General features: G+C 48.3%; 20 protein-coding genes. 3 read left to right on the top strand and 17 right to left on the bottom strand.

Annotation, left to right across the window (positions count from 1 at the left end; genetic code table 11):
• Nucleotides 1–107: 107 nt before the first annotated feature.
• From ACFVU8_RS03675 to pdhA, 8 genes are all read right to left on the bottom strand, one after another.
• Nucleotides 108–605: a dihydrofolate reductase gene (locus tag ACFVU8_RS03675; protein ID WP_387425877.1), complete on the bottom strand. Its 498-nt coding sequence runs from the start codon at nt 603–605 to the stop codon at nt 108–110.
• A gap of 25 nt (nt 606–630) precedes the next feature.
• A complete protein-coding gene (gene thyA / locus ACFVU8_RS03670) occupies nt 631–1,425 on the bottom strand; it encodes a thymidylate synthase (protein ID WP_387425876.1) in 795 nt (264 codons plus the stop codon).
• Nucleotides 1,426–1,922: 497 nt separating this feature from the next.
• Nucleotides 1,923–2,168, bottom strand: a complete 246-nt coding sequence (locus ACFVU8_RS03665; protein ID WP_387425875.1) for a hypothetical protein — start codon at nt 2,166–2,168, stop codon at nt 1,923–1,925.
• Between the two features lie 67 nt (nt 2,169–2,235).
• Nucleotides 2,236–2,913 (bottom strand): class I SAM-dependent methyltransferase, encoded by a 678-nt coding sequence (locus ACFVU8_RS03660; protein ID WP_387427186.1) that lies wholly within the window; start codon nt 2,911–2,913, stop codon nt 2,236–2,238.
• Between the two features lie 141 nt (nt 2,914–3,054).
• Nucleotides 3,055–4,467 carry a dihydrolipoyl dehydrogenase gene (gene lpdA, locus ACFVU8_RS03655; protein ID WP_379464198.1) on the bottom strand — a complete coding sequence of 471 codons (1,413 nt, stop codon included), beginning with the start codon at nt 4,465–4,467 and terminating at the stop codon, nt 3,055–3,057.
• Nucleotides 4,468–4,471: 4 nt separating this feature from the next.
• The gene (locus ACFVU8_RS03650) at nt 4,472–5,794 is read right to left on the bottom strand and encodes a dihydrolipoamide acetyltransferase family protein (RefSeq protein ID WP_379464200.1); all 1,323 of its coding nucleotides are present in this window, start codon (nt 5,792–5,794) and stop codon (nt 4,472–4,474) included.
• A gap of 48 nt (nt 5,795–5,842) precedes the next feature.
• The gene (locus ACFVU8_RS03645) at nt 5,843–6,820 is read right to left on the bottom strand and encodes an alpha-ketoacid dehydrogenase subunit beta (protein WP_379464202.1); all 978 of its coding nucleotides are present in this window, start codon (nt 6,818–6,820) and stop codon (nt 5,843–5,845) included.
• 14 nt (nt 6,821–6,834) lie between these two features.
• Complete coding sequence (pdhA, locus tag ACFVU8_RS03640) at nt 6,835–7,902, bottom strand: pyruvate dehydrogenase (acetyl-transferring) E1 component subunit alpha (protein ID WP_175373251.1); 1,068 nt, start codon at nt 7,900–7,902, stop codon at nt 6,835–6,837.
• Between the two features lie 268 nt (nt 7,903–8,170).
• Here pdhA and ACFVU8_RS03635 point away from each other — a divergent pair, with 268 nt between their 5' ends.
• Nucleotides 8,171–8,896, top strand: a complete 726-nt coding sequence (locus tag ACFVU8_RS03635; protein ID WP_387425874.1) for an alpha/beta hydrolase — start codon at nt 8,171–8,173, stop codon at nt 8,894–8,896.
• 148 nt (nt 8,897–9,044) lie between these two features.
• Here the strand turns inward: ACFVU8_RS03635 and ACFVU8_RS03630 are convergent, their stop codons facing one another.
• A complete protein-coding gene (locus ACFVU8_RS03630) occupies nt 9,045–9,509 on the bottom strand; it encodes a low molecular weight protein-tyrosine-phosphatase (protein WP_379464729.1) in 465 nt (154 codons plus the stop codon).
• Between the two features lie 178 nt (nt 9,510–9,687).
• Between ACFVU8_RS03630 and ACFVU8_RS03625 the strand changes: the two genes are divergently transcribed.
• Entirely contained in the window at nt 9,688–10,329 is a 642-nt protein-coding gene (locus ACFVU8_RS03625; RefSeq protein ID WP_379464206.1) for a thiamine diphosphokinase, read from the top strand.
• A 282-nt stretch (nt 10,330–10,611) separates the two neighbouring features.
• On the top strand, nt 10,612–11,112 hold the full coding sequence (locus ACFVU8_RS03620; protein ID WP_175373254.1) for a C40 family peptidase: 501 nt from the start codon (nt 10,612–10,614) through the stop codon (nt 11,110–11,112).
• 43 nt (nt 11,113–11,155) lie between these two features.
• On the opposite strand, the gene ACFVU8_RS03615 is transcribed toward ACFVU8_RS03620, so the two are convergent.
• The 8 genes from ACFVU8_RS03615 to ACFVU8_RS03580 form a co-directional block, all read right to left on the bottom strand.
• Nucleotides 11,156–11,794 carry a winged helix-turn-helix domain-containing protein gene (locus ACFVU8_RS03615; RefSeq protein WP_387425873.1) on the bottom strand — a complete coding sequence of 213 codons (639 nt, stop codon included), beginning with the start codon at nt 11,792–11,794 and terminating at the stop codon, nt 11,156–11,158.
• A gap of 225 nt (nt 11,795–12,019) precedes the next feature.
• Nucleotides 12,020–12,328 (bottom strand): Dabb family protein, encoded by a 309-nt coding sequence (locus ACFVU8_RS03610; RefSeq protein ID WP_379464209.1) that lies wholly within the window; start codon nt 12,326–12,328, stop codon nt 12,020–12,022.
• A gap of 20 nt (nt 12,329–12,348) precedes the next feature.
• Complete coding sequence (locus ACFVU8_RS03605) at nt 12,349–13,902, bottom strand: ABC-F family ATP-binding cassette domain-containing protein (RefSeq protein ID WP_379464210.1); 1,554 nt, start codon at nt 13,900–13,902, stop codon at nt 12,349–12,351.
• A gap of 339 nt (nt 13,903–14,241) precedes the next feature.
• Nucleotides 14,242–15,744, bottom strand: a complete 1,503-nt coding sequence (locus ACFVU8_RS03600; RefSeq protein WP_387425872.1) for a serine/threonine-protein kinase — start codon at nt 15,742–15,744, stop codon at nt 14,242–14,244.
• Between the two features lie 807 nt (nt 15,745–16,551).
• Entirely contained in the window at nt 16,552–17,622 is a 1,071-nt protein-coding gene (locus ACFVU8_RS03595) for an SAM-dependent methyltransferase (protein WP_387427184.1), read from the bottom strand.
• The gene (locus ACFVU8_RS03590) at nt 17,613–18,395 is read right to left on the bottom strand and encodes an ABC transporter ATP-binding protein (protein ID WP_379464212.1); all 783 of its coding nucleotides are present in this window, start codon (nt 18,393–18,395) and stop codon (nt 17,613–17,615) included. Before ACFVU8_RS03590 ends, ACFVU8_RS03595 begins: the two co-directional genes overlap by 10 nt.
• Nucleotides 18,392–18,724: a thioredoxin family protein gene (locus tag ACFVU8_RS03585; protein ID WP_246317310.1), complete on the bottom strand. Its 333-nt coding sequence runs from the start codon at nt 18,722–18,724 to the stop codon at nt 18,392–18,394. The genes ACFVU8_RS03590 and ACFVU8_RS03585 overlap by 4 nt, the downstream gene beginning before the upstream one ends.
• Entirely contained in the window at nt 18,721–19,065 is a 345-nt protein-coding gene (locus ACFVU8_RS03580; RefSeq protein WP_387425871.1) for a cyclic-phosphate processing receiver domain-containing protein, read from the bottom strand. Before ACFVU8_RS03580 ends, ACFVU8_RS03585 begins: the two co-directional genes overlap by 4 nt.
• Nucleotides 19,066–19,067 lie beyond the last annotated feature (2 nt).

Below are 19,067 nucleotides of genomic sequence, written 5' to 3'. Positions count from 1 at the left end.
AGCAATTTCTAATTTTAATAATATTAGCATTCCAGACTTTTGCACTGTAATGGATTAATCTGCTGATTATTTGTACTATTTCACATGTTGTGTTAGAGAAAACGCTTTTACACCAGCTCCGTACGTTCATAAACTACAAAACGGTAATCATACGGATTCTTCTCATCTTTGATCCCCGGCGTACTGGAAACTTCCTTCCATTCATCCCAATTTACATCTGGAAAGAAGGTATCCCCGGCAAAATCATGCTCTATGCGGGTCACGATCAGCTTGTCTGCATAAGGCAGCACGATTCGGTAAATCTCGGCTCCGCCGATGATCATCAACTCATCCGTACGCTTCGCAGCTTGCAGTGCCTCCTCAAGTGTATGCACCACTTCAGCCCCTTCAGCAGTAAAGCTGTGATCTCTGGTCAGCACAATACTCGTTCTACCTTTCAGCGGCTTACCGCCTAACGAATCCCATGTTTTGCGGCCCATCAGCATTGTTTTCCCCATCGTTTCGCTCTTGAAAAAAGCAAAATCCCGCGGCAAATGCCAGGGCATACTGTTATCCTTGCCGATCACACCTTTAATGTCCATGGCCCAGATCATGCTGATGCTCATTTCCATCTCTCCTTTCACTTCGATGTTAGATCGCTACCGGTGCCTTGATTCCCGGATGATGCTGATAGCCCTCAAACTCAAAGTCTTCAAAAACATAATCGAAAATACTGTCTGGTTTTCTGCGGATTTTCAGCGTTGGCAACGGATAAGGATCTCTTTGCAGCTGAGTTGCAACCTGTTCCAAGTGATTTGTATAAATATGCACATCCGCACCCGACCAAATGAACTCACCGACCTCCAGGCCGGTCTGCTGGGCGACCATGTGGGTCAGCAGCGCGTAGCTGGCAATATTGAATGGCAGACCAAGGAACGTGTCCACCGAACGCATGGTGAGCATACAGGACAGCTTTCCACCTGCTACATAGAACTGGAATACAAAGTGACACGGCGGTAGCTTCATGTTCTCAATCTCGCCTACGTTCCAGGCACTAACGATGTGTCTGCGCGAGTCAGGGTTATTCTTAATCGCCTCGATGACATTTGTAATCTGGTCGATAAGCCGTCCATCTGCAGTCTCCCATGCTCGCCACTGCGAACCATAGACGGGCCCTAAATTGCCGTTCTCATCCGCCCATTCGTCCCAGATGGAGACACCGTTCTCTTTGAGATAAGAGATATTAGTTTCGCCTTTCAAGAACCATAGCAGCTCATGTACTACCGATTTCAAATGGATGCGCTTAGTCGTAACAAGCGGAAAGCCTTTACTAAGATCAAACCGCAGCTGCCGTCCAAAAACAGACCGGGTACCAGTCCCTGTCCGGTCACTTTTTTCCACCCCGTTGTCCAAAACATCCTGAAGTAATTCCAAATAATTGCGCAAAGTTTAACGCCCCTCTTCTTTGATGACATTACATATAAGGTTCTCTCATTTGCTTTTGTTTAACCTTGAATATGCCTTTCGAGAAACGTAAAGCCGCTCCTAAAGGAGCAGCTCTTCATTTCGTCCGTTCTATTAGTTTACCACGACCTGATCCTGCTTGTAACTTGCCAAACTGTAGAAAACGAGAAAAACAGAACCGTTTCGCTACCTTTCCTGCAGGATTTTGAGAAAAGCTCTGACGATAAAAAGACGATTCGCTCCCCTTGTAACAACAGGTGCAGATCGCCCTTGCAGCTTCCTATACTCTTCATAAGAGGTCTCGCATATCGATCATGTTGATTACTGACCCGTTCAGGAGTGGCTGTGAGCTTCTTTTTGCCCAACACACGTTTAGGGCCCATGGTGCCATTTAACGTTCGTAAGGAGGGTTCTTACGAGGCTTCAGGAGCGACCTAGGATAGATTAAATGAATCGCATATAGATAAATTTGAATCACCTTATTCAGTGATCTGTAGTTCAATCTTTAGTACACCAGCATGTAAGCTTGCCCGACCGCCTACCGGAAAAGTAATCATGGGAGAAGTATGTCCGAAGTCTACATCTGCTATAACGGGGAGGTGCCCCAGCTCCTGTTTACTTTTGATTATTTTGGTCAGCAGCTCTCTTGTCATACCTGAACTCTTTTGAAATCTGCCAATGGCTATGCCTTTTACTTGCTCAAAGCATAATAATACGTATTTCATCGCCTGCTTGTAGCTGGTCTGCTCTCATGAGGATCACTTCCCAATCATTATTCAACTTTAATCAGCTTTATTCGGCTTTCCTGGCCTTCCAAATATACCTGTACTCCCTGATGCCTAATCGACCATCGATTACATGTGCTTTAATTTTGTTCTCCAGTTCCTCACTATACTTGGGGTCTGTATAATCCGGGTTACCAGGAATACCGGAAATAAATTTTGCAAATTCTTTTTCATCTGGAAAATAGGAAACCGCATCATGGAACTCTTCGATCTCTATATGTATAAATCCATTTGCCTCTAGCCGCTTTCTGACCTTGTCTAGTGCGCCCGAATGAATTCCGAACACCGTACCCCCTGGACGTAAAATCCGGCTATGGTTCAAGATAGAGGTAGGTCCTCTGCGGTCGTAGATGAGGTCAAACTGGTGATCGGCAAATGGCAGCTTATCTTTGGTCGAAGACCAGAAAAACTGGAGATTGGGTGTCTGCTCCTCGGTGAGAAGTCTTTGGGCGATATTAATCATTTCCACGGAGTTATCGAAGCCTATGAGGGAATTAGTGTATTCCGCCATCCGTAAAGTAAAATCCCCATGGCCACAACCCGCATCAAGCACTGAATCAAAGCCCGGCAGCATCTCAATCAATCTACGCTCAAATATAGGCTCAGCTGATATCCCTTCTGTATAAAAAACAGCGTTATTCCTGTACCCGCCATTCCTTCTGGCAATCTCATCATACCAGTCCATCCCCACGTTCATCCCTCCTATTGATCATGCGTTTATCCAGTTTATCACCCCAGCTAAATTTTGGAAAACAAAAAAGAGAGCAAAGACGCAATATGCGTCCTCGCTCTCTTCAGCAGCCTGACATACAGGCCAATTGTTATACTATTTCAAGATGTGAATCGGATGACCTTCAACCAGTTCAGCCGCTTCCATGACGATTTCACCAAGGGTTGGGTGAGCATGGATAGTCAATGCAATATCTTCAAGCGTAGCGCCCATCTCAATTGCCAGACCCAGCTCAGCAATCAGGTTAGAAGCTTCGATACCGACGATTTGCGCGCCGAGTACAAGGTTGTTCTCGCTGTTAGCTACAATCTTGATGAAGCCTTCTGCACCGTTCAGGGAGACTGCACGTCCATTACCCGCGAACGGGAACTTGCCGCTCTTCACTTTGTAGCCTTTATCCTTAGCTTCTTTCTCAGTCAAGCCAACGCTGGAGCACTCAGGATCAGTGAAGACAACAGCCGGAATGACTTTGTAGTCAACCACGGAAGTGTGTCCTGCGATCGCTTCTGCAGCAACTTTACCTTCGTAAGAAGCTTTGTGAGCCAGAGCCAGACCAGGAACAATGTCCCCGATAGCGAAGATGTGTGGAATGTTAGTGCGTCCTTGGTGGTCAACTTTGATCAGACCGCGCTCGTCAAGCTCAACGCCGATAAGGTCCAGACCAAGCTCACCATCCGTGTTTGGACGACGGCCAACGGTAACAAGCAAGTAATCTGCAGTAACTTCTTTGGACTCGCCGCCCACAGAATACTTCACAGTAACTTCCTTGTCGTTTTGTACAGCACTCTCAGCTTTAGCATTAGTAACGATCTCAATGCCAGTCTTAGCCATGTTCTTGGCTACCAGACGAGTCATGTCTTTGTCGAAGCCAGGAAGAACAGTATCCAGACCTTCGATGATAGTTACTTTTGTGCCGAATTTAGAGTACATTTGACCCAGCTCAGCACCGATGTAGCCGCCGCCGATAACGATCAGGCTCTTCGGAATTTCCGGAAGCTCAAGCGCTTCAGTGGAAGACAGAATACGACCGCCGAACGGGAAAGGTTTCAGTTCGATTGGACGGGAACCTGTAGCAATGATGCAGTTCTTGAAACGGTAACGCGGAGATTCGTGATCGTTGAATACCCGTGCTTCGGTTTCGCTGATGAACATGCACTCACCGTTGAATACTTCGATCTTGTTGCCTTTCAGAAGGCCAGATACGCCAGTAGTCATTTGCTTAACGACTTTGTTCTTGAACTCTTGTGTTTTAGCAAAATCCACTTTAACGTTCTCAGCTGTTACACCGTAAACGTCAGCGTGTTGTGCAGATTCATAAGAGTGAGCTGCTGCGATCAGTGCTTTGGACGGAATACAACCACGGTTCAAACATACGCCGCCGAGTTCCGATTTGTCTACGATAAGCACTTTTTGACCAAGCTGAGCTGCACGAATGGCTGCTACATATCCGCCGGGACCTGCACCAATGACTAATGTATCAATATCGAGTGAAGCGTCTCCCACTACCATATTATTACACCTCCATAACTAGCATATCAGGATTAGCAAGCAAGGTCTTAATGTAGTTCATGAAATTCTGTGCTGTTGCGCCATCGATAATACGGTGGTCAAAGCTCAGGGACAATGCCATTACAGGAGCAGCTACGATTTCACCGTTCTTAACAACTGGTTTCTCAGTGATACGGCCTGTACCCAGGATCGCAACTTCAGGGAAGTTGATGATTGGAGTAAAGAACATACCGCCTGCAGAACCGATGTTAGAGATCGAGATGGAGCTGCCTTTCATTTCGTTCGGAGTCAGCTTGCCTTCACGACCACGCAGTGCAAGGTCACTAATGGCGCTAGCAATCATCCAGATGCTCTTACGGTCAGCATCTTTGATAACTGGAACGATCAAGCCGTTATCAGTATCTGTTGCGATACCAACGTTGTAGTATTTCTTGTAGACAATTTCGTTGTTCTCTTCGTCAATCGAAGCGTTAAGCGCAGGGAATTGACGGGAAGCTGCAACGAGTGCCTTCACGATGAACGGAAGGTAAGTTACCTTCACGCCTTTTTTCTCAGCTACAGGTTTCATGCGGGCACGGAATGCTACCAGTTCAGTTACGTCTACTTCGTCCATGATCGTAACGTGTGGTGCAGTGTAAGCCGATTTAACCATAGCGTTCGAGATTGCTTTGCGGATACCTTTGAATGGCACGCGCTCTTCTTCCAGGCTCACGTTGCCTGCAGAAGCTGCTGCTGCCGGAGCAGCTTTCTCTTCAGTCTTAGGCGCTTCAGCAGAAGCTGCTGCTGCCGGTGCTGCTACAGAACCACCGTTTTGGAAGGCTTCAACATCCTCACGAGTGATTTTTCCGCCTTTACCAGTGCCATTGACTTTAGAGATGTCAACGCCTTGTTCACGAGCAAACTTGCGTACGCTTGGTGTAGCCAGAACATCACGGTCTGGAGCTGGTACAGCTGCAGGAGCTGCTCCGCCTTCTTTAGCATCAGCAGGGCTGCTTGCTGCAGGAGAAGAAGTTGTATCTGCGCTACCTTTTGCTGCGTCAGCTTCTTGGGAGTGCGCTTCTGCATTTCCATCATCCGGGATATCGCCTTCAGCATCGATTACAGCTACAGTTTGGCCTACGTGGAACACGTCGCCGTCTTTAGCCAATACTTCGAGAACGGTACCGTTAACCGGACAAGGAACTTCAACAACCGCCTTGTCGTTTTGTACTTCCATAATGATATCTTCATCGGTTACTTTATCGCCGACTTTGATAAGCACTTTGATGATTTCGCCTTCATGCAAGCCTTCGCCCAGCTCAGGGAACGGGTAATTATATTTAGCCACGTTCAAGTACCTCCTTATGGTAATAGAATGTCGTGATGAGTGTTTATATTAAAATTCCAGAACTTTCTTAACGCCTGCAATTACGCGGGCAGGGTTAGGCAACCAAGTATCTTCGATTTGCGCGAACGGATAAATTGTATCCGGTCCAGCTACACGAAGCACTGGAGCTTCCAAGTGCAGGATACCTTTTTCGTTGATTTGTGCAATAACTTCAGCGGCTACGCCGGAGCTCTTTTGAGCTTCTTGTACCACAATTGCACGGTTTGTTTTCTTCACAGATTCCATGATGGTGTCAATGTCGATCGGGCTAACGGTACGCAGGTCAATAACTTCAGCCTGAATGCCTTCCTTCTCGAGTTGATCAGCCGCTTTAGTAGCTGTGTGAACCATCAGGCCGTAAGCGATAATGGTAACATCAGAACCTTCGCGAACTACATTGGCTTTACCAAGCTCAACGGTGTACTCACCTTCAGGCACTTCAGCGCGGAAAGCATGGTACAAGTTAAGGTGCTCCATGAAGAATACCGGGTCGTTGTCGCGGATCGAAGCGATCATCAGACCTTTAGCATCGTAAGGGTTGGAAGGAACTACTACTTTAATACCCGGGCTTTGGGCAATCAAACCTTCCAGGGAGTCAGTGTGCAGCTCAGCCGCTTTAACACCGCCGCCAAATGGCGTACGGAATACGATTGGTGAGTTGTATTTGCCGCCGGAACGGTAGCGCATACGTGCAGCTTGAATTACGATTTGATCCAGAGCTTCATAAATAAAGCCGATAAATTGAATTTCTGCGATTGGACGGAAGCCTTGAATACCAAGACCTACAGCCAGACCACCGATAGCGGACTCAGCCAGCGGCGTATCGAATACGCGATCTTCGCCAAATTCTTTTTGCAGACCTTCAGTTGTGCGGAATACACCGCCTACATTACCAACATCTTCCCCAAAAACAAGGACGTTAGGGTCACGATTCAGTTCAACGCGGATAGCGTCGCGGATCGCTTCTTTCAAGTTCATTTGTGCCATGCCTGTTATCCCCCTTATTCAAAATCGGCTTTTTGCTCTTCCAGATGTTTCGGAGTTGCCTCGAACATGCTGTCAATCAAGCCGGAAACGGTCATTTTTTCGGTTTGTTCTGCTTTTTTGATTTGCTCATTAACAGTAGCTTTCGCTTCTTCTTTCACACGAGCTGTATCTTCTTCGGTCCAAAGGCCTTTTTTCTCCAGATACTTAGCAAGACGGGCAATTGGGTCCTTCTCGCTCCATTGTCCTTCTTCTTCCTTAGAGCGGTATTTGCTCGCATCATCAGAAAGGGAGTGTGGACGGAAACGGTAAGTTACAGCTTCGATCAGGGTAGCGCCTTCTCCGTTACGAGCACGCTCAGCAGCTTCTTGAACTGCGCTGATAACCGCGAAGATATCCATACCGTCAACCTTGATTCCCGGAATACCAGCTGCAACCGCTTTGTGAGCGATAGACTTAGAAGCCGTTTGCTTCGAGAATGGTGTGGTGATGGCGTAACCGTTGTTTTGAACAAAGAAAATTACAGGCAGTTTAAAGCGTCCAGCAAAGTTAAGGCCTTCATAGAAGTCGCCTTCGGAGGAACCGCCGTCACCTGTATAAGTAATCGCTACATTCTTCTGGTTCTTCAATTTGAAGCCCATTGCAATCCCTGTAGCATGCAGAATTTGTGCACCGATGATGATTTGCGGCATCAGTACGTTTACACCGTCAGGAATTTGTCCACCATGTTGGTGTCCGCGGGAATACAGGAATGCTTGGTACAGCGGGAGGCCATGCCATACAAGCTGTGGAATATCACGGTAGCCCGGGCAGATGAAATCTTCCTTCTGCAGCGCGAACTCACTACCGATCATTGTAGCTTCTTGACCGGATACCGGTGCATAGAAACCGAGGCGACCTTGACGGCCCAGGTTAACCGCACGGTCATCCCAAGTACGGGTAAATACCATACGGTACATAATTTCTTTCAATTGATCATCAGTAAGAGCAGGCAGTTTATCTTTATTGATAACTTCTCCATCCGGGGAAAGTACCGAAAGAGCCTCGACGTCCTCTGTGTACACTTCATAAGGAACTTTACTCATTATCATCTTCACCTCAACAAAAAAATTTGAATATCAGTTGCCTCTGTTATAGAATTATTATACACCTGTTTTATCTATTTCGTCAAAGAAATACGCATAAAATTTATGTTTCCATAAATTTTGTATGTATAACAGGTTTAATTTAATTATATAACAGATGCCATTCATTTTGACAAGTAAATGATGTATGCCACATTTACCCCTTGGTAATATTATCGTATTGCCGTCGTGAATGCAAAATTCGACAAGAAAGGTGACAAGAACAGCTATGAATGATTCTGTTTTTCTGAAACGTACAATTGTTAAAAAAAACCTGTGGAGCGAATCGCTGCAGGAGGAACGCAAGCTGCGCATCTACCTCCCGCCCGGCTACAATGAAGTTCTCAGTTATCCCGTAGTCTACTGCCAGGATGGTGAGGAGTTCTTCAACTTCGGACGAATCGCTACGCTGGCAGGCCAGCTGATCCTGGAAGAAGATGTCGAACCTTTCATTATTGTAGGCGTTGAAGTTGACGTGAAAGTTAGAACTCAGGAATACGCGCCATTCGGCAACCGGTTTGAGCAATACCTGTCTTGCTTCGCCGAAGAAATTATTCCCTTCATTGAACACAATTATCCGGTACGGCGTACGCCTGATGAGCGTATTCTGGCTGGCGACTCTCTGGGAGGCAGTGTGTCCCTCCATCTGGCCTTAGCATATCCATCCATATTTAACCGTATCCTCAGCCTTTCCGGCGCCTTTTATCCCGAGACGCGTGAAATGATCGAAGATGAAGAGGATCTCTCTTGGCTTACTATTAATATGGTAGTTGGACTACAGGAGACGGAATATAAGACGGATACAGGCGTTTATGATTTTGTTGATATGAACCGCAAGACGAAAGCGCTGCTTGAAGAGCGCGGAGCCACAGTATCATACCGGGAGAAAGACGGCGTTCATCTCTGGGGATTTTGGCAGAAAGAACTGCCCGAATCGCTACTCTATTTCTTTTAAACACCTGAAACAGCCTTGAGACATGCAAAAATGAACATCATGAGAACATTATGTAGATTCCCTGTGTGATTGCGCTTTCAGGGCGGTAGGGGCAGAAACGGTCCCCCGCCCTTCTCAAGGACGGTTGTTCCGAATCTTAAAGCATGAACTAGAGCTTCTCCCTAACGATGGTGTCTAACAGCACGTCGCAACCAGCATCCATCAGATCATAGACCTGTTCAAAGTTTCCGGTAAAGTAAGGGTCCGGCACTTCACGCAGTTCTTCCTCCGGGAGCAAGTCCATAAAGAACAACAGCTCGGCCTCTTCTCCGCCCTGGAGCTTCCGCACATTGGTTCCGTTAGAATTGTCCATACAAATGATATATTGATAATTCTCAAAATCATCGCTGGACACCCGGCGAGCTTTCATCCCCTCATAACTGATCCCATGCTGATCCAGAATACGCCGCGTCCCTTCATGCGGAGGGTTGCCAATATGCCAGTCCCCTGTTCCAGCAGAATCCACAGTAATCGAACTAGACAAGCCGCGTTCATGGATCTTGTGGCGCAGCACAGCTTCAGCCATCGGTGAACGGCAAATATTGCCGAGACAAACAAACAGTACGTTTACGATTTCACTCACCTCCAAATCTCTTTTCTATACAATCCAACAGCTTCCAGCATCTCGCTGGACACGCTATTCTTATTTTAGCGTTGTCCGGGGCAATTGTACAACCTTTCAAACTGCATTATACTTGATACTTGGTTCTGGATCAGAATCTTTAGAATTGTAAGGAAGGGGAGGATTAGTGATGCCATCCGGAAGAGTCGTTATTTGGGCCGGTGGGGAGCTGTCTCCGGAACATTTGAATGTATTAGATGAAGAGGATTTTATTATCGGTGCCGATCGGGGTGCCTTATTCCTCATTAACCATGGGATTACGCCGGATCTTGCGGTCGGAGATTTCGATTCTGTATCCCCGGAAGCCCTGCAAGACATTAGGAACAGAAGCCGGGAGATCATTACCTGCGATGCAATAGACAAAGACCTGACCGACAGCGAGCTGGCCCTGGACCTGGCTCTGAACAGATCGCCCTCATCGATCCTCATGCTGGGTGTGACAGGATCGCGGATTGACCATATGCTGGCCAGCATTCAAATGATGACACTGGCAATGCAGCGTCAGGTGAGCTGTTCCATCATGGACAGTCATAATTATCTTACCCTTACAGGGTCACAAGCCCTCGTTGAGGATCGCGGCTTCACCTATGTTTCCCTGCTGCCTCTAACGCCTGAAGTGACCGGAATTACGCTGGAAGGCTTTCAATATCCGCTGAGCAACGCCACACTGAAGCTTGGTCAATCACTCGGTGTGAGCAACAGACTGCTGGCGGCGTCCGGAACCGTATCTATTGAGAGCGGCCTGCTGCTGATTATTCAGAGCAAGGATTGAATTACATACGAGATTTGGAGACATGGTTGTTACTTTTAAATGCATTTTGTATAAGCCGAAAACCCTTGCTGTTAAAGGGTTTTCGGCTTTTTTCATTCTATCATCCGTTGTAAATATTAATTTTTTGTAACTTTTAATCGTTTTTTAATAAAACGCTTACATCCCTTGCCCCGTCTCTATTTGCCCCACCTCTTCCAATATATAGGCACTAGATTACCTGCTATACTACGAATCAGCGAAAGAAACGAAACATACGAAACAAACCTTGGAGGGAATCACAACATGAATAAACAACAATGGTTCAAAAAAGCAATCGTCATCGGGATGTGCACTACTATTGGCCTGTCCACACTGGCAGCAACTGAAATCGGCACTCCACACGCCGCAGCAGCTACAGCGTCTAAAGGACAAAGTATTGTAAATCTCGGTAAAAAATATATGGGCGTTCGTTATGAATTCGGAGCATCTACTTCAAGCACTCGTACCTTTGACTGCTCGTCGTTCACCAAATATATTTTTGGTAAATACGGTGTTAATCTGCCCCGTACTTCTGTAGCCCAATCCAAAGTAGGCAAAGCCGTCTCGAAAGCCAATCTGCGTGTCGGAGACCTCGTATTCTTCTCCAGCGGCAGCAGAGCAAACGGCAAGAATGTTACTCACGTAGCAGTGTATGCCGGCAATGGTAAAATTCTGCATACCTACGGCTCGCCAGGTGTTACGGTCTCGGATCTGAACTCCGGCAACTGGAAAAGAACTTACCTGAAAGCCCGCCGCGTACTGTAACAGCTCTAAAGATTAGAGTTTTGACTATGATAGAGGATTGGATTCAGCATGTGGCGTCTCCGTGAGACGCCCTCATTACATAGCCGGTTCCCCTTATCGTGTGAATGAGTTTGTTCCGATAGCCCTTGTCCACCTTCAGGCGGATATGCCGGATATACACATCTACGACATTGGTGTCCGCCTCAAAGTTATAGCCCCAGACCTGCTGCAAGATTTCGGTTCTGGGGCATATTTGTCCTGCATGAGCTGCCAGGTAATAGAGCAAGTCGAACTCTTTGCCTGTTAACTTCAGCTGGTTACCATCCCGGTTCACATGCCGGCAGCTAGGGTCCAGAATCAACCCGTCAATTTTCAAAAGATGATTCTTGCGGCGACGTCCGCTGAGAATTAGTAAATTTAAGATACGACAGGTCAGTTCCCCTGTATGAATGGGTCGGGACAGATAATCATTTGCCCCTGCCTTGAAAGCTGCTACCGCATCTTCTCCAGAGCCTGCTCCTGACATGACGAGTACGGGTAGATCCATCCCTTGATCCCGTAGCTCGGTAACGAGTTGCCAGCCCTCCCATTCATCAGCCCGCTCCAGCTCAGTCAAGAGTAGCGAGGGCTCGCCTCCAGCTAACATTGAGCGCAGATCGCGAAGATCTTCACTCATTGTTATTTCCAGGCCTGCTTCCAGCAAGGCCTGGAGGACAGTGTCATGATCTGTTTTTTCCTGAATATAAGTCCCGCTGCTCGGCTCTTGTCTGCTGCTCTTCCGTTCTTCTTGGAACCATCGTTCACCGTTGCCGTCCTCCGCGTCAAGACTTCACCGCTGCCGGGCATCCCGGCACAGATAACCCTAGCGTGCCCCATATACAAAAAGAGCATTCCATCGTCGATGAAATGCTCCCACTTTATTTCGTTGTCAGTTTCCTTTTACAACATCGATTTCTTGAAACTTCGCTACTTCCGTCTCCCACCGTTGCTTTACAAATTCCTGATGGATGGGGTGATTCATGTAAGTATCAAAAGCTTCCTGTCCGTCAAACTCCATGCTGAAGCCAAAATGGAAATCACATTTCGGGCTGACTTGACGCAGAACCTCAAATTCTTTTACCCCTGTAATGGAGGTTAAGATTCTCTCCCCATCCTTGAGAAATGCTGCTGTCTCCGGTGCATCCACCGGATATTTCAAGCTGAAGTAAACCATATGCCGAAGAATTCCGTTGTTCATGTTGTTTGCCTCCCCATTATTTATACAGATTGTGACGACCACTGCTCGACATCCCAAGTCTTCGTTACCCAGTCTTCATAGAATTCCGGTTCGTGGGACACGAGCAGAACAGTCCCTTTGTATTCCCGCAATGCACGTTTCAATTCTGCTTTGGCGATCACATCAAGGTGATTGGTCGGCTCATCAAACAGCACCCAATTGCTCTCACGCATCAATAGCTTACACAAACGTACCTTAGCTTGTTCTCCACCACTTAACATACTGAGCGGACGGGTGATATGCTCGTTTTTCAAGCCACAGCGGGCCAAGTGCGCACGCACCTCGTGCTGATTAAGACTGGAGAACTCGTTCCATACATCATCAATCGGCGTAATATTGGCAGCCTTAACCTCTTGCTGGAAGTAGGCAGGTGTAAGGTAATCACCAAGATACGTTTTTCCGCTGTATGCCGGGATTACGCCTAGAATCGTCTTCAGCAGTGTCGATTTACCGACACCGTTGCAGCCGACAATGGCAATCTTCTCCCCGCGTTCAATGGTCATATTCAACTTCGGCAGAAGCGGCCGATCATAGCCGATTTCAAAGTCAATGCCTTCGAAGACTGTTTTACCGCTAGCCCGTGATTCCTTAAAAACGAAGGTCGGTTTAGCCGCTTCATCTGGCCGGTCGATCCTTTCCATCCGATCCAATTGCTTCTCGCGGCTCTTGGCCCGGCCAGAAGTTGAAGCCCGCGCTTTATTGCGCTGAATGAAATCCTCTTGCTTTTTGATGAACTCCTGCTGCTTCGCATAAGCTTCTATATGCTGGTTCTTGTTCAGTTCTGCCATCTCAAGGAAACGCTCATAGTTCCCGGTATATCGGGTCAGCTTCGTAAACTCCAGGTGATAGACAACATTCACGACCTTGTTCATGAATTCCGTATCATGGGAGATCAGAATAAATGCGTACGGATATTGCTTCAAGTAGTTCGTCAGCCAGTCGATATGTTCCACATCAAGATAGTTGGTAGGCTCATCAAGCAGCAGTACACTAGGCTTCTCAAGCAGTAGCTTGGCCAAAAGCACCTTGGTCCGCTGTCCCCCGCTCAGGGAAGCTACATCACGATCCAAACCGATCGCAGATAAGCCGAGACCATTCCCCATTTCTTCTACCTTCACATCGATCAGATAAAAGTCGCCAATCTCCAGCTCCTCTTGAATCTCACCCATCTGCTCCAGCAGTACTTCAAGCTCTTCAGGCGTAGCTTCACCCATCTTGTCGGTAATGGCCATCATTTCCCGTTCTAGTTCCAGCAGCGGGAGGAAGGCATCTTTCAGCACATCACGTATAGTTTTGCCGGGCGTCAGCTTCGTATGTTGATCCAGATAACCATAGCGCACACGCGGCGTCCATTCTACTTTCCCGCTGTCTTTCAGCAGTTTTCCTGTCAAAATATTCATCAATGTCGATTTGCCTACACCATTCGCTCCAACCAATCCGACATGCTCGCCGGCCAACAGCCGGAACGATACATCCTTGAACAACTGGCGTTCACCGAAATTGTGGGCAACCTCTTCTACTGTCAGTAAACTCATAACTTCTCTGCAAGCTCCTATCTATATTTTAAAATGAGGCGAGATTGCGTAACATACAACGATTCATTTTAGCATAAGTATGCGTCACTCTGACACAGAAAATTAAATAAGACAAACTTTAAGGTTATCACTTAAGGCTCGGTCGTCACTACAGCGAATGTTTGGACTTCCGGCCGCTGTTGTGTCCAGTTTTCTTTGATTATACCGCTATTCGCGGATAAAATCCGGGAACAGATTACGCTTACGCTTCCGATGCGGGCTTTCCTGCAGAAAGCTTTCAGGCGAACATTATCGCTCCTACAGTTCCAAACCTTCCCCTCCGTTCCTTCTCGCTTTTAATTACTGCCTTTTCCCGCGAAAAAGAGCACTGCCCCGCTGCGGTTTCCTCATGTCGATGGCTTCCTTCAACATCACTTCCAGCACGTCACCGAGCCTTCCCTTGGAGCGGAAAGGATCATGCTGCAGAGGCAATGCGTACACCTCGGCTGTACCTAGCGCCTTCTGCAGCAGTACAGCAGCGTTGTCTCCAGCCAGCGGCAGAACCACCTTCCAGCCCCGCTGCGGCTCAAGCCGACGCCGGCGTAGCCAATGCAGCACCTCCCCAAGACGCCAGTCTGCCCCTGAAGCAATCAGCAGCGGCATATCGCTCTGATCGAACTCTTCGAGGGCTCCTTTTCCGCTGGCAGTACCAAGGTCCAGTACAATGAAAGAATAATCGCCCTCTGGGAGCCTGCCGCTCCCTTTATCCGGACAAGTCCAGTAATGAACATTGTTCCACGCAAAGGATGCAACATCGTACATACCGGTTGGAACGAGTTCCTGCCCCTGAACCATTGCATAAAGATTATGGAACACTCCGCCATCCGGAGAGCCGTCAACCCAGGCCGTGAGACCGTACCTGGACAGGCGAGCTGCTACTGCTAATGAAGTATGCGTCGTCCCAAGCCCACTTGCTGTACCAGCCAGCGACACAACAACTGCATCCGTCATGCGTGAGGTCAGGCGTGATGGTGTCTCCTCCACTCGTGTTCGGCCGCTGAGATCTATTGAAGCCAACGCATCAAGAACCGAGGCGGCACTGGGATACCTCTCTTCGGGCCGGTCCCTGAGCAAGCGGCGCAGAACCGGAATGAATTGGGAAGGGACGACACCCTGCAGCCGAGACTCCATGCCTGGCTCCCAACTGCAATATTTGCCCCCGGTGACCAAATGGAGCAGCAGAGCCCCAAGGCCATAGAGGTCAGAGACCGGCTGGCTCTGCCCAACATATTGCTCCGGTGCAGCAAAGCCCACAGTCCCCAGCTTGCTCGTATCGGCATCACCGGAACGTCCATAGTTTCGGGCAATGCCAAAATCGATCAGCACCAATTCATGCTGCCCTGTAAGCATGATATTGGACGGTTTCAGATCCCGATAGATAATCGGTGTAGGCAGATTATGCAGGTACTTCAGCACTTCAAGCAGCTGCATGGCATACTGGATCACTCGATCCCAAGGCAGTGGCCCCGGGTGAAGCTCCAGATAACGGCTCAATGTTACCCCATCAATATAATCCATCACCAGATAAGAATATCCGTCTTTATCGGGTGGGTAGAAATCAGTCACTCTCGGCAGCCTGGGATGATTCAAGGAAATCAGCAGTTCCGCCTCGGCTACAATATCACCAGAAGCATATTCCGTTATGCCTGGGCTTACACTTTCCTTCACCGCCCACCACTTGCCGGGCAGCCGCAGGTCTTCTGCCAGGTACACATGGCTCATCCCCCCGGACCCGATTAGCTCGGCGACCCGATAGCGTTCTTCAATTAATTGTCCTACTGCTAGTTTCGATGGATACAGCATATACACATCTCCCCCTTTATGATTGCTCATTGTAAATTCAGTGATTGAATAAAAGATCTGCCTCGAAACCAAGGCTTGCCCACTCAAGGATTATTTACTGGGAGAGCCCGACTCCAGAGACCTTATGCCTTATCCAGCAAGCTAACTCAAGAAGCTAACGGACCTCAGAGACGCTATACTTATTCAGCAAGCTGATTCAAGAAGCTAACGGACCTCAGAAACGCTATACCTATACAGCAAGCTGATTCAAGAAGCTAACGGACCTCAGAAACGCTATACCTATCCAGCAAGCTAACTCAAGAAGCTAACGGACCTCAGAGACGCTATACTTATTCAGCAAGCTGATTCAAGAAGCTAACGGACCTCAGAAACGCTATACCTATACAGCAAGCTGATTCAAGAAGCTAACGGACCTCAGAAACGCTATACCTATACAGCAAGCTGATTCAAGAAGCTAACGGACTCCAGAGACGCTATGAGCAGGAATTCTGTGTAAATTTTGCTGTTCAGTAGGAAATAACGTCATCTGAGTCCGCTACATGCTCCCGAACAGCTTCATCCCGCAAATAACGGCTATACAGTCCGTTCGCTTCTATAAATAAGCTTCAATCTACAAAAAATAAGCTCCAATCTGCCAAATCGATGTTCTCACGAAGTCGTTTGCTCATATTCTTTTGCTAATCTCAGATGATGATATTGAGCCAGAATAAAAATATATAAAAAAAGAAAGCACCACCGCTGACGCATTACCGGCGGTACGCCGGTCGTCAACGGGATGCTTTCCCAGAACATAAAATAATAATGTAGTTAATACTTAATCATATAAAGTGTAATCTCATCACGGTTATGGAACAGCTGCTTCGCCCGCTGGATTTGCATGCGCTCGCTCTCGAACATAGCGATGAGCTCCTTAATCAGCGCAAGTGGCTTCTTGTGCATCAGCTTCACTGTCACGATGGCAGTCCCTCCAGGAGCCAAGCTGTGCAGTTGTGATGTCACAAGCTTCGCCATCAGCTTAGGACTCCAGCTCATATCGCAAACGAAGAGATCAAATTCGTGATCCTTGAATTTCACATCTCCGGCGTTCTTGCGCAGCACCTTTAGACCAGGAGCGTTACGCAAGGAAGCGTGCATCAATGCCGGGTCTACGGCTGTGACCTTTATGCCACGTTCCAGAAGGAATGAGGTCCAGCCGCCCGGCGATGCACCGATGTCCACGGCATTGCGGAAGTTCGCAAATGGAATGCCGAACTCCTTCTCCGCTTCCATCAGCTTGAATTTGGCGCGGGAGATTTGCCCGTCTTCCTTGCGGAAGCGGATTGCTCCACCGTTCCAGCCGGAGAGGTTGTCCTCCGGCCGTGAAACCCCGGCGTACAGAGCATCCCGGGTCGCGTAAACGGAAATGACCCACGCCGGCTCCTGAACAGTAAACTCAGCTTCAAGGTTTTGCAATTCTCCCTGAATCCATTCGCGCAGCTCACCTGGACTCTGCTCCCAGAAACAATCCGCGCTCTTGCGGACATGCAGCGCCACCTTCACGCCTTCCAGCTCACTGCGACGGCTCAAGTAGGTGGCCAGACGCTGCAATGCTTCCATACTACCCTCGTCCTGAAATTGCACAGGCTGAATATGCCGTAAGAAGATTGGCGGCTGCTGTGCCAACAGTCCGGCCACATCCTCAGGCTTCGCCTGAAGGGTAGCCAGGAAGATTTCCCCCGGCAGCAACAGCGTGCTTTTTACAGCCCCGAACAAACGGCGCAGCTCTTCCTGCGCATAGGGAGCAAAACCATGATTGGCAGTACAAATATAACGTGAGATTACTTCTTCCGAAGCAGTTTCCTGCTCCGTTCTATCTTCTATCAAGTTGTTCAAATGGATATGCCTCCAGGTCTAATTTTTATCCAGGGACGACCGTTTTCCCATTCCACATGGACAGGGATATCATAGGTCGCCCTAATCATCTCGTCCGTCAATACTTCTTCCTTGCGGCCGGAACCGGCCAGCTTTCCGTCCTTGATCAACGCCACATGACTGAACAACGGCACAATCTCTTCAATATGATGCGTCACATATACCACTGTAACTTTGCGCTGTCTCAGCTTGTCCACTTCATCCAGCATTTTCTCCCGCTCGTACAGATCGAGCCCCGCACAAGGTTCATCCATGACCAGCAGCTTGGGATCAGCCATCAAACAACGGGCCAGCATGACTTTTTTGCGCTCTCCCTGTGAAAGAGTCCCCAAAGAATGGAACGCAAGCGCACCAAGATTCATATCTTTTAGCAGCGCGAGGGCCCGTTCCTTTACATCTTCCGGGATACTCTGGTAGAAACGCAAGAAAGCATACGCTCCAGTAGCCACGACTTCCCACACCGGATCGCTGAGCGACAGCTTCTCCATCAGGGAAGGTCCGATATAACCAATCTCCTTCCGCACTTCGCGCAGATCGCATTGTCCGTAAAGATTGCCAAGAACCTCGATTGTGCCGCTACTCGGAAACATATATCCGGTCAGCATCTCCAGAATCGTGGTTTTACCGGAACCATTCCGGCCCAAAATTGCCCAGTTTTCACCTTCTTTAATTTCCAGCGACACATCGTCTAGGATCAGACTCTCTTCCCTGCGGAGCGTAAGATGTTGTAATGATATCATGGCGTAATCCCCCTCCTTATGTATTCCAGCACCCGTTCTACCGAACTCATCGCATAATGAACTTCTGGCGGCGTCAAGCGGTCAGCTTGAGCCACTAGAAGAGCAGGTACACTGGATATACGGTAACTCCCCACAATTTCCGGCAGCATGTTCACATTTGCCTCGTGAATCACAAGATCCTCTGGCAGCAAATGTCCTGCGATCTCCAACATTCGGTGGGCAACTTTACAGGTTCCGCATAGTGGTGTATGAAGAAAGACTACCAGCGGCTTGCCGGGAATCTCCAGTGCTTTCAGTAATTCCGATTCCTTTATCTCCTGTGTCATCATAAGGCATCGGCACCAGAAGCAATCTTGTACAGTTGCTCCACACTTAGCGGACCGTTATGCAGAGCCGTTCCATCCGGCTTAGCCGGGTACAGGATTTCGAACATTTCCTTGCGGCCCCAAGGACTGGAGGTGTGCAGAAAAATAGAACGAGGGAACAAACCCTCCAGCACGATCCGTTTAGCCACTTCACCACCATTATGGTCATCAGGACCCATGTCATAATCCAGCGATAAAATATCAACTTCACAATCCCGCAGCAGCATCAGACATTCTTCTGTCGTCCGGGCCAACGCAAAACCCTCCGGCCGCTTACGGTAATCATCCATATATACGTTAATCAAGG

The sequence above is a fragment of the Paenibacillus sp. NPDC058177 genome, assembly GCF_042883835.1.
GTDB lineage: Bacteria > Bacillota > Bacilli > Paenibacillales > Paenibacillaceae > Paenibacillus_AQ > Paenibacillus_AQ agri.
The sequence above is the reverse complement of the archived record's forward strand: the minus strand, read 5'-3'. Positions and strand labels throughout refer to the sequence as shown.